Below are 11,500 nucleotides of genomic sequence, written 5' to 3' on the forward strand. Positions count from 1 at the left end.
CACTTTTCAGACGGGAATAAAAACGCCCGGCGCGGCCGGGCGTCTCAAACGGATCAAGCGGTCGATCAGATGCGTTTGGCTTGCGCTACAGCGTTGCCGATGTAGTTGGCCGGGGTCAGTTGCTTGAGCTCGGCTTTCGCTTGCGCTGGCATGTCCAGGCCGTCGATGAAAGTCTGCAACGCTTCAGGGCTGATGCCCTTGCCGCGGGTCAGTTCTTTCAGCTTCTCGTACGGGTTTTCGATGTTGTAGCGGCGCATCACGGTCTGGATCGGCTCAGCCAGGACTTCCCAGCAAGCGTCGAGGTCAGCGGCAATCTTCTGCTCGTTGAGTTCCAGCTTGCTGATGCCTTTGAGGCTGGCTTCGTACGCGATCACGCTGTGGGCGAAGCCGACACCGAGGTTGCGCAGTACGGTGGAGTCGGTCAGGTCGCGCTGCCAGCGGGAAATCGGCAGTTTGCTCGCCAGGTGCTGGAACAGGGCGTTGGCGATACCCAGGTTGCCTTCGGAGTTTTCGAAGTCGATCGGGTTGACCTTGTGCGGCATGGTCGACGAACCGATTTCGCCAGCGATGGTGCGCTGCTTGAAATAACCCAGGGAGATGTAGCCCCAGATGTCGCGGTCGAAGTCGATCAGGATGGTGTTAAAGCGCGCAATGGCGTCGAACAGCTCGGCGATGTAGTCGTGCGGTTCGATCTGCGTGGTGTACGGGTTGAAGCCCAGGCCCAGTTCGTCTTCGATGAAGGCGCGGGCATTGGCTTCCCAGTCGATCTGCGGGTAGGCCGACAGGTGTGCGTTGTAGTTGCCGACAGCGCCGTTGATTTTGCCCAGCAGCGGTACGGCAGCGACTTGAGCGATCTGACGCTCGAGACGGTACACCACGTTCGCCAGCTCTTTACCCAAAGTCGTCGGGGAGGCCGGTTGACCGTGGGTGCGCGACAGCATTGGCACGTCAGCGAAACGGATCGCCAGTTCGCGGATGGCATTGGCGGTCTGGCGCATCAGCGGCAGCATCACGTCGTCACGGCCTTCGCGCAGCATCAGGGCGTGGGACAGGTTGTTGATGTCTTCGCTGGTGCAGGCAAAGTGGATGAACTCGCTGACCTTGGCCAGCTCCGGCAGCTTGGCCGCCTGCTCCTTGAGCAGGTATTCGATCGCCTTGACGTCGTGGTTGGTGGTGCGCTCGATCTCTTTGACGCGCTCGGCGTGCTCCAGCGAGAAGTTTTCAGCCAGTTCATTGAGAACGGCGTTGGCCTCGGCGGAGAAGGCTGGCACTTCCGGGATACCGGCGTGGGCGGCCAGGCGCTGGAGCCAGCGCACTTCAACCAGGACGCGGGCACGGATCAGGCCGTACTCGCTGAAAATCGGGCGCAGGGCCTGGGTTTTGCCGGCGTAGCGGCCGTCAACAGGGGAAACCGCAGTGAGCGAAGAGAGCTGCATGGGGTGTTCTCGGACAGTCGGGCAACGAAATGGGGCGCGTATCATACATGAAAAAATCCGCCGGTCCGTTGCCAACTGACCGGCGTATTACGCGCTACAGACTACAAAACTTTTATTGCGCGACGATTTACTCGCTGCGCATCAACGGATACAGCTCTTTGAGCAGCTTGCGCCGGCTGATCACCAACTGCCAGCGGTGCCCGCCAAGCTGACGCCACAGGCGCGCCGAACGGATGCCGGCGAGCAGCAGGGCGCGGATCTTCGAGGCGTTGCTCGGTTGCTGCAGGTTGCGCATGTCGCCGTGCACCTGAATGCGTTGGCGCAAGGTGCTCAGGGTGTCCTGATACAGCGCGCCGCATGCAGCGACCACGTTTTCGTGGGCCGGGCCGAAGTGTTCGACCTGCGACTGGATCTGCGGCAGGCGCTTGCCGATGGTGTCGAGCATGTCGCCACGCTTGGCCAGTTGCCGCTCCAGGCCGAGCATCGACAGCGCATAACGCAACGGCTCGCGCTGCAAGGTGCTCGGGTCGCGTTCAAGGGCGCCGATCAACGCACGATAACCTTCGCGCAGATTGATATCGTCGCCGCCGTATACGTCGAGCGTGTCCTTGGGGTCGCGTACCAGCAGGCTGCCGAGCATGCAGCTCAGGCCGGCCTCGTTGGTCTGGCCGGTCTTGGCGATGCGGTCAACCAGCACGGCGGCGAGAAACACGCCGCCCAGCGCGGTCAGTTGCTCCTGGGTCGGGCTCATGCCTGGCCGCTCCACGGCTCGGCGACTTCGATCACGCCGCCACCGAGGCAGATTTCACCGTCGTAGAACACCACGGACTGGCCTGGAGTGACCGCACGTTGCGGTTCGTCGAACACGGCGCGGTAGCCGCTGGCGGTTTTTTCCAGGCTGCAGGCCTGGTCGCTCTGGCGATAACGCACTTTGGCGGTCAGGCGCAGCGGCTGGCTCAGGTCGATCGGGTTGACCCAATAGATTTCCGAAGCGAGCAGGGCGCTGGAGAACAGCCACGGATGGTTGTTGCCCTGGCCGACGATCAGCTCGTTGGTGTCCAGGTCCTTGCGCAGCACGTACCACGGCTCGTCGCCGGCGTCTTTCAAACCGCCGATACCGAGGCCCTGGCGCTGACCGATGGTGTGGTACATCAAGCCGTGGTGACGGCCGATGACTTCGCCTTCGGTGGTCTTGATTTCGCCCGGTTGCGCCGGCAGGTATTGCTTGAGGAAGTCGCTGAAGCGGCGTTCGCCAATAAAGCAGATCCCGGTGGAATCCTTCTTCTTGGCGGTCGCCAGCTCGTATTTCTCGGCAATCGCGCGGACTTCAGGCTTCTCCAGTTCGCCGACCGGGAACAGGGTCTTGGCAATCTGTTCGCCGCCGACGGCGTGCAGGAAGTAGCTCTGATCCTTGTTCGGGTCGAGGCCCTTGAGCAGTTCGGTGCGGCCTTCGATGTCGCGGCGACGCACGTAGTGGCCGGTAGCAATCAGGTCGGCGCCGAGCATCATGGCGTAGTCGAGAAACGCCTTGAACTTGATCTCGCGGTTGCACAGGATGTCCGGGTTCGGCGTACGGCCGGCCTTGTATTCGGCGAGGAAGTGCTCGAACACGTTGTCCCAGTACTCGGCGGCGAAGTTGGCGGTGTGCAGCTTGATACCGATTTTGTCGCAGACAGCCTGGGCATCCGCCAGGTCGTCCATGGCGGTGCAGTACTCCGTTCCGTCGTCTTCTTCCCAGTTCTTCATGAACAGGCCTTCCACCTCGTAACCCTGCTCGATCAGCAGGAGAGCGGAAACGGAAGAGTCCACGCCGCCGGACATGCCGACAATGACGCGCTTCTTGGATGTGTCAGAAGGGGCTGGATCACGCATAGGGATTCAATGAGTGTCTTGAAAAAGGACGCGATTCTATCAGGCTCACGGCCTCAAGGCTAAAGAGAAGGGCGGATCAGTTCGAGACTGAAGTGATGACCGGCCAGATAATCGTCGATGCAGCGGATGATCAGCTCGCTGCGCCAGTTGTCGCGCTGGGCGATTAATTCGCTGCGGGTCAACCACTTGGCGCCGACGATGCCATCGTCCAGTTGGTAGTCCGGGTGGTGTTTCACCGCTTTGGCGCTGAAGCACACACGCTGGTAAGTCACGCCGTTGCTCGGCGCGGTGTACAGGTAAATGCCGATCACGCCGGTGGGTTCGACGTCCCAGCCGGTTTCTTCGAGGGTCTCGCGCACGGCGGCGTCGATCAGGGTTTCGTCCGGGTCGAGGTGACCGGCGGGTTGGTTCAGCACGTTACGCCCGGCCTTGTGCTCTTCGACCATCAGGAAGCGGCCGTTGTCCTCGACGATGGTGGCGACGGTGATGTGGGGGAGCCATTCCATGAGTAGACCTCGGTGTTGAATATTGAAACCCGAACCCTGTGGGAGCTGGCTTGCCAGCGATAGCAATGGATCAGTCACATCAATGTTGAATGATAAACCGCCATCGCTGGCAAGCCAGCTCCCACAGGGTTTTGTGGTGATCATAAAACCCGGAAACACAAACCCCGGCACAAGGCCGGGGTTTGTGATGTTCCCTTTACAACCTTAAACCAGCGCAGCAATCGCCGCGTTGAAGGTTGCGCTTGGGCGCATGGCCTTGCTGATCAGCTCGGCATCGGCGTGGTAGTAACCACCGATGTCCACTGGCTTGCCCTGAACGGCGTTGAGCTCGGCAACGATGGTCGCCTCGTTCTCGGTCAGGGTTTTGGCCAGGGTCGCGAACTGCGCTTGCAGTGCAGCGTCTTCGGTCTGGGCGGCCAGGGCCTGAGCCCAGTACAGCGCCAGGTAGAAGTGGCTGCCGCGGTTGTCGATGTTGCCGACTTTGCGCGATGGCGACTTGTTGTTGTCGAGGAACTGGCCGGTGGCCTGATCCAGGGTTTTCGACAGCACCAGCGCTTTCGGGTTGTTGTAGTTCACACCCAGGTGCTCAAGGGACGCTGCCAGTGCGAGGAATTCGCCCAGCGAATCCCAACGCAGGAAGTTCTCTTCAACCAGTTGCTGCACGTGCTTCGGTGCCGAACCGCCGGCGCCGGTTTCGAACAGGCCACCGCCGTTCATCAGCGGCACGATCGACAGCATCTTGGCGCTGGTGCCCAGTTCCATGATCGGGAACAGGTCGGTCAGGTAGTCGCGCAGGACGTTGCCGGTTACCGAAATGGTGTCCTTGCCTTCGCGAGTGCGCTGCAGGGTGTACTTCATGGCATCGACCGGCGCCATGATCTGGATGTCCAGACCGGTAGTGTCGTGATCCTTCAGGTAAGCCTGAACTTTCTCGATCACCACGCCGTCGTGGGCGCGCATCGGGTCCAGCCAGAAGATCGCCGGGGTGCTGCTGGCGCGAGCACGGTTGACGGCCAGTTTGACCCAGTCCTGGATCGGCGCGTCTTTGGTCTGGCACATGCGGAAGATGTCGCCGGCTTCAACAGCCTGCTCCATCAGCAGCTTGCCCTTGCTGTCGGTCACGCGAACCACGCCGTCAGCCTTGATCTGGAAGGTCTTGTCGTGCGAACCGTACTCTTCGGCTTTCTTCGCCATCAGGCCAACGTTTGGCACGCTGCCCATGGTGGTCGGATCGAACGCACCGTTGGCTTTGCAATCTTCGATCACGGCCTGGTAGATGGTCGCGTAGCAACGATCCGGGATCACTGCCTTGGTGTCGTGCAACTGACCGTCGGTGCCCCACATCTTGCCGGAGTCACGGATCATTGCTGGCATCGAGGCGTCGACAATGACGTCGCTCGGCACGTGCAGGTTGGTGATGCCTTTGTCGGAGTTGACCATCGCCAGCGCAGGGCGAGCGGCGTAGACCGCTGCCATGTCGGCTTCGATCTGTGCTTGCTGCTCGGCCGGCAGGGCCTTGATGCGTGCGTACAGGTCGCCGATGCCGTTGTTCAGGTTGAAGCCGATCTGGGCCAGCACGTCAGCGTGCTTGGTCAGGGCGTCTTTATAGAACTCGGCAACGATCTGGCCGAACATGATCGGGTCGGAAACCTTCATCATGGTCGCTTTCAGGTGCACCGACAGCAGCACGCCTTGGGCCTTGGCGCTGTCGATTTCAGCGGCGATGAATGCGCGCAGAGCGTTTTTGCTCATTACGGCGCAGTCGAGGATCTCGCCGGCCTGAACGCTGGTTTTTTCTTTCAGAACGGTAGCAGTACCGTCCTTGGCGATCAGCTCGATCTTCACGGCGTCAGCGGCGTCGATCAGGGCAGCTTTTTCGCTGCCGTAGAAATCGCCGGTGCTCATGTGAGCCACGTGGGACTTGGAGTCTTTGGCCCAGGCGCCCATTTTGTGCGGGTGCTTGCGCGCATAGTTTTTAACCGACAGCGGAGCGCGGCGGTCGGAGTTGCCTTCACGCAGAACCGGGTTCACGGCGCTGCCCTTGACCTTGTCGTAACGCGCCTTGGCTTCTTTCTCGGCATCGTTGGTCACGGCTTCCGGGTAGTCCGGCAGGTTGTAACCCTGGGCTTGCAGCTCTTTGATCGCGGCTTGCAGCTGTGGCACCGAAGCACTGATGTTCGGCAGCTTGATGATGTTGGCTTCAGGCGTAACGGCCAGGTCGCCCAGTTCGGCGAGGTGGTCGGCTACGGCTTTGTCGCCCAGTTGCTCGGGGAAGCTGGCCAGAATACGTGCTGCAAGAGAGATATCGCGGGTTTCCACGGCGATATCGGCCGAGGCGGTGTAAGCCTCGATGATCGGCAGCAGGGAATAGGTGGCGAGGGCTGGAGCTTCGTCGGTGAAGGTATAGATGATCTTCGAGCGGGTGGGCATATTCGGATTAACTCTCTCTTCTTTGCTAAAGCGTGCGCAGAAACTCGAGGGGCGCCGGGTAAGCGCGTTCGTTCAAAGTCATCCATGAACCGAATGTCGAGATTCTTCGCGGTGATGTTGGGTGCATCAGTAGAGCGTCAAGCAGTCGGACTGCGGTAACAACCCGACCAATCAGGCGGAAAGTCTCGTGCTAGAGAGGCCAGCCGTCGTGACCCTTTGGTCAGCGGGCGGCATTATACATAGGTAGCTGGCAATCTGCCGATGGTTCATATGCAACGATTCTCGTCCATTGGTCTAAAGGTCGCAGGGCGGGGTGGGGCGTAGAGTCGTCGCGAATGCTTGAGTTTGGCGCTTTTCCCTTTGCTTTCAGGCTTGTACGAAACGAGATGTAGGCGCGCCACGAACAGAGGGTTTGCGTGTTGATTTAACTGGGTTACGCTCGAACCAAGCCAGATGTTCAATCCAAACAATGGAGTTCAGCATGGGTTACAAGAAGATTCAGGTTCCAGCCGTCGGCGACAAAATCACCGTCAATGCAGACCATTCTCTCAATGTTCCTGATAACCCGATCATCCCCTTCATCGAAGGTGACGGCATTGGTGTCGACATCAGTCCGGTGATGATCAAGGTGGTCGATGCTGCAGTTCAAAAGGCATACGGCGGTAAACGCAAGATTTCCTGGATGGAAGTCTACGCTGGGGAAAAAGCCACTCAGGTTTACGATCAGGACACCTGGCTGCCTCAGGAAACCCTGGATGCAGTCAAGGATTACGTGGTTTCCATCAAAGGCCCGCTGACCACTCCCGTCGGTGGCGGCATCCGCTCGCTGAACGTGGCCCTGCGTCAGCAACTCGACCTGTACGTCTGCCTGCGCCCGGTGCGCTGGTTCGAAGGTGTGCCAAGCCCGGTTAAAAAGCCCGGCGACGTCGACATGACCATCTTCCGCGAGAACTCCGAAGACATCTACGCTGGCATCGAGTGGAAGGCCGGTTCGCCGGAAGCCACCAAGGTCATCAAATTCCTTAAAGAAGAAATGGGCGTCACCAAGATCCGTTTCGACGAAAACTGCGGTATCGGCGTCAAGCCGGTTTCGCTGGAAGGCACCAAGCGTCTGGCGCGCAAGGCTCTGCAATATGTGGTCGATAACGACCGCGATTCGCTGACCATCGTGCACAAAGGCAACATCATGAAGTTCACCGAAGGTGCCTTCAAAGAGTGGGCCTATGAAGTGGCGGCCGAAGAATTCGGTGCGACCCTGCTCGACGGTGGCCCGTGGATGCAGTTCAAGAATCCGAAAACCGGCAAGAACGTTGTGGTCAAGGATGCCATCGCCGATGCCATGCTCCAGCAGATCCTGCTGCGCCCGGCCGAATACGATGTGATCGCGACCCTGAACCTCAACGGCGACTACCTCTCCGATGCCCTGGCGGCGGAAGTGGGGGGTATCGGCATTGCACCGGGCGCCAACCTGTCAGACACCGTGGCGATGTTCGAAGCGACCCACGGCACCGCGCCGAAGTACGCCGGCAAGGACCAGGTCAACCCGGGTTCGCTGATTCTCTCGGCGGAAATGATGCTGCGTCACATGGGCTGGACTGAGGCGGCGGATCTGATCATCAAAGGCACCAACGGCGCCATTGGTGCGAAAACCGTGACCTATGACTTCGAGCGTCTGATGGATGGGGCCAAGCTGGTTTCGTCTTCGGGCTTCGGTGATGCGCTGATTTCGCATATGTAAATGAAAGCGGCTGTAACCAAAAACGCCCGGCTCGAGTGATCGAGCCGGGCGTTTTTTTCTGGCAGGTGGTTCAGTCGAGTCAGCTGGTTACCGATTGCTGCTGGACGGCAGTCGAGACGGCGTCTCCCACGGTCTCGACGCTTTCAATCTTGGTCGCATGCAGGCCTTTGGGGCCTTGCACAATCTCAAACCTGACGGCTTGCCCTGCCTTGAGGGTTCTGTACCCGTCCATCTCGATGGCGGAGTAATGCGCAAAGAAGTCGATCTCTTTGCCATCCTCATCGCGGCCTTCACGGGCATCGGTATTGATAAAGCCGAATCCCTTGGCATTGTTGAACCACTTGACCTTGCCGACAGCCATGCTCAAATCCCTCTGCACCAGACTCCATCGCTGGAGTATCATCCAATTCATCCGCAATCTAATCCGTAAAAGAATTGACTCCGCGGATCTTTTTTACCCACTGTGGGCTCTATTGGTTGTAACACCGTTTTCCCGATAGTCAAGGTGACCGGGCAGTCGGAGTTGAAAACGTGGACAGCCGCCCCCACCACTGTATTTGCACAACTGAAGAACCTTTCTTTCCATGCATGCAATCAGCCAGATTCGACTAACATTCAATCAGGATCGCCCGCTTCTCCAAAAGGATCTTCCAGAGGAGCACGACGACGATTCGGCAGGCGTTGCTGTTCAGGAAGCAAAGCCTGCGTTACAGGCGCCGCCGATGTACAAGGTGGTTTTGTTTAATGATGACTACACACCGATGGATTTCGTCGTCGAAGTGCTCGAGGTGTTTTTTAACCTGAATCGCGAGCTGGCGACCAAGGTCATGCTGGCCGTCCACACAGAAGGACGGGCAGTATGTGGAGTGTTTACCCGCGACATCGCCGAGACAAAGGCCATGCAGGTCAACCAGTACGCCAGGGAAAGCCAGCATCCGCTACTCTGTGAAATCGAGAAGGACGGTTAATCGCCGACCACTTGGGTATGAGGTGAAGCTATGTTAAACCGCGAGCTCGAAGTCACCCTCAATCTAGCCTTCAAGGAGGCTCGTTCGAAGCGTCATGAATTCATGACCGTCGAACACCTTTTGCTGGCCCTATTGGACAATGAGGCTGCCGCCACCGTTTTGCGTGCCTGCGGCGCAAACCTCGACAAACTCAAGCATGACCTGCAGGAGTTCATCGACTCCACCACGCCATTGATCCCCGTTCATGACGAAGATCGCGAAACCCAGCCAACCCTGGGCTTCCAGCGTGTACTGCAACGTGCTGTTTTCCACGTACAGAGCTCGGGCAAACGCGAAGTAACCGGCGCTAACGTGCTGGTTGCAATCTTCAGTGAGCAAGAGAGTCAGGCCGTGTTCCTGCTGAAACAGCAGAGCGTGGCGCGCATTGATGTCGTCAACTACATCGCTCACGGCATTTCCAAAGTGCCGGGGCATGGCGATCACTCTGAAGGTGAACAAGATATGCAGGACGACGAGGGCGGTGAGTCTTCTTCTTCAGGCAATCCTCTGGATGCTTATGCCAGCAACCTCAACGAACTTGCGCGCCAGGGTCGCATTGACCCGCTGGTCGGCCGCGAAATGGAAGTCGAGCGTGTGGCGCAGATTCTTGCGCGCCGGCGTAAAAACAATCCGCTGCTGGTCGGCGAGGCGGGCGTGGGTAAAACCGCGATTGCCGAAGGTCTGGCCAAGCGCATTGTCGACAACCAGGTGCCGGACCTGCTGGCCAACAGCGTCGTGTATTCCCTCGACCTCGGTGCTCTGCTCGCGGGCACCAAGTATCGCGGCGATTTCGAGAAGCGCTTCAAGGCGCTGCTCAATGAACTGAAAAAACGTCCGCAGGCGATCCTGTTCATCGACGAAATCCACACCATCATCGGTGCGGGTGCTGCGTCCGGTGGCGTGATGGATGCCTCGAACCTGCTCAAGCCATTGCTCTCGTCTGGTGACATTCGTTGCATCGGTTCGACCACGTTCCAGGAATTCCGCGGCATCTTCGAGAAGGATCGTGCCTTGGCGCGTCGCTTCCAGAAAGTCGATGTGGTCGAGCCGTCGGTGGAAGACACCATCGGTATCCTGCGTGGCCTGAAAGGGCGTTTCGAGCAGCACCACAATATCGAGTACAGCGATGAGTCGTTGCGCGCCGCTGCTGAACTGGCATCGCGCTACATCAATGACCGGCATATGCCGGACAAGGCCATCGACGTGATCGACGAGGCGGGCGCCTACCAGCGTCTGCAACCGGTCGAGATGCGCGTCAAGCGTATCGAAGTGCCGCAGGTCGAAGACATTGTGGCGAAAATCGCGCGGATTCCGCCAAAACACGTCACCAGTTCCGACAAGGAACTGCTGCGTAACCTGGAGCGCGACCTGAAGCTGACGGTGTTTGGTCAGGACGCAGCGATCGACTCGCTGTCGACTGCGATCAAGCTGTCGCGTGCCGGGCTCAAGTCGCCTGACAAGCCAGTCGGTTCATTCCTCTTCGCAGGTCCTACCGGTGTCGGTAAAACCGAGGCCGCGCGGCAATTGGCCAAGGCCTTGGGGATCGAGCTGGTGCGCTTCGACATGTCCGAATACATGGAGCGTCACACCGTATCGCGTCTGATTGGTGCGCCTCCGGGTTATGTCGGGTTCGATCAGGGCGGTCTGTTGACCGAAGCGATCACCAAGCAGCCGCACTGCGTGTTGTTGCTCGACGAAATCGAGAAGGCGCACCCCGAAGTCTTCAACCTGCTGTTGCAGGTAATGGACCACGGTACGCTGACCGACAATAACGGGCGCAAGGCGGACTTCCGCAACGTGATCGTGATCATGACCACCAACGCCGGTGCCGAAACGGCGGCGCGTGCTTCGATCGGTTTCACCCATCAGGACCACTCGTCTGATGCGATGGAAGTGATCAAGAAGAGCTTTACGCCGGAGTTCCGTAACCGTCTGGACACCATTATCCAGTTTGGTCGCCTCAGTCATGAGGTCATCAAAAGCGTGGTGGACAAGTTCCTTACCGAGCTTCAGGCGCAGCTGGAAGACAAGCGTGTGCTGCTTGAGGTCACTGATGCCGCGCGTAGTTGGCTGGCGGCGGGTGGTTATGATTCGGCGATGGGCGCACGTCCGATGGCGCGTCTGATCCAGGACAAGATCAAGCGTCCGCTGGCGGAGGAGATTCTGTTTGGCGAGCTGGCCGAGCATGGCGGTGTGGTGCACATCGACATCAAGGATGGTGAGTTGACGTTTGACTTCGAAACTACCGCAGAAATGGCCTGACGGCCTTAGATCAAGAGGGCGCCTTCGGGCGCCTTTTTGTTGTCTGGGCTTTTTGGGTGAATATCCGTTGCTGCGGTGATGGCTTATTACGGTTTCGCCCTTACGGCGACTCACTTTTTTTACAAACCGGTACGTGTCAAGGTAACTGTCGCCTTGGTCTTACGGTTGCTAGTCCATTGCGCCCTTAATTTCAGGGCGCTCAGGATTTAAGTAAACGGCATCTGCCAGCTTCCAGTTGCGTGTGCGAGT

Annotated in this window: 9 protein-coding genes; 3 read left to right on the forward strand and 6 right to left on the reverse strand. The window is 58.9% G+C overall.

Annotated elements, in window-relative coordinates; all coding sequences use genetic code 11:
- Positions 1-65 precede the first annotated feature (65 nt).
- The 5 genes from purB to PseuLF5_RS18115 form a co-directional block, all read right to left on the reverse strand.
- Positions 66-1,436, reverse strand: coding sequence for an adenylosuccinate lyase (gene purB, locus PseuLF5_RS18095; RefSeq protein WP_016987412.1), 1,371 nt, complete (start codon positions 1,434-1,436; stop codon positions 66-68).
- Between the two features lie 127 nt (positions 1,437-1,563).
- A complete protein-coding gene (gene hflD / locus PseuLF5_RS18100) occupies positions 1,564-2,187 on the reverse strand; it encodes a high frequency lysogenization protein HflD (RefSeq protein WP_123462474.1) in 624 nt (207 codons plus the stop codon).
- A complete protein-coding gene (mnmA, locus tag PseuLF5_RS18105; RefSeq protein ID WP_340134202.1) occupies positions 2,184-3,308 on the reverse strand; it encodes a tRNA 2-thiouridine(34) synthase MnmA in 1,125 nt (374 codons plus the stop codon). The genes hflD and mnmA overlap by 4 nt, the downstream gene beginning before the upstream one ends.
- A 59-nt stretch (positions 3,309-3,367) precedes the next feature.
- On the reverse strand, positions 3,368-3,814 hold the full coding sequence (locus tag PseuLF5_RS18110; protein ID WP_128614942.1) for an NUDIX hydrolase: 447 nt from the start codon (positions 3,812-3,814) through the stop codon (positions 3,368-3,370).
- A 204-nt stretch (positions 3,815-4,018) separates the two neighbouring features.
- Positions 4,019-6,244: an NADP-dependent isocitrate dehydrogenase gene (locus PseuLF5_RS18115; protein ID WP_340134203.1), complete on the reverse strand. Its 2,226-nt coding sequence runs from the start codon at positions 6,242-6,244 to the stop codon at positions 4,019-4,021.
- Between the two features lie 481 nt (positions 6,245-6,725).
- Between PseuLF5_RS18115 and icd the strand changes: the two genes are divergently transcribed.
- A complete protein-coding gene (icd, locus tag PseuLF5_RS18120) occupies positions 6,726-7,982 on the forward strand; it encodes an NADP-dependent isocitrate dehydrogenase (protein WP_034155137.1) in 1,257 nt (418 codons plus the stop codon).
- Between the two features lie 79 nt (positions 7,983-8,061).
- On the opposite strand, the gene cspD is transcribed toward icd, so the two are convergent.
- Complete coding sequence (cspD, locus tag PseuLF5_RS18125) at positions 8,062-8,343, reverse strand: cold shock domain-containing protein CspD (protein WP_340134206.1); 282 nt, start codon at positions 8,341-8,343, stop codon at positions 8,062-8,064.
- Positions 8,344-8,566: 223 nt separating this feature from the next.
- Between cspD and clpS the strand changes: the two genes are divergently transcribed.
- Together clpS and clpA are read left to right on the forward strand one after the other, a co-directional pair.
- Positions 8,567-8,950, forward strand: a complete 384-nt coding sequence (gene clpS, locus PseuLF5_RS18130) for an ATP-dependent Clp protease adapter ClpS (protein ID WP_016987405.1) — start codon at positions 8,567-8,569, stop codon at positions 8,948-8,950.
- Between the two features lie 30 nt (positions 8,951-8,980).
- Positions 8,981-11,251 carry an ATP-dependent Clp protease ATP-binding subunit ClpA gene (gene clpA, locus PseuLF5_RS18135; RefSeq protein ID WP_097088113.1) on the forward strand — a complete coding sequence of 757 codons (2,271 nt, stop codon included), beginning with the start codon at positions 8,981-8,983 and terminating at the stop codon, positions 11,249-11,251.
- The last annotated feature ends 249 nt before the right edge of the window (positions 11,252-11,500 follow it).

Origin of the sequence: Pseudomonas sp. LF-5, from assembly GCF_037626295.1 — a bacterium.
Classification (GTDB): Bacteria; Pseudomonadota; Gammaproteobacteria; order Pseudomonadales; family Pseudomonadaceae; genus Aquipseudomonas; species Aquipseudomonas monsensis.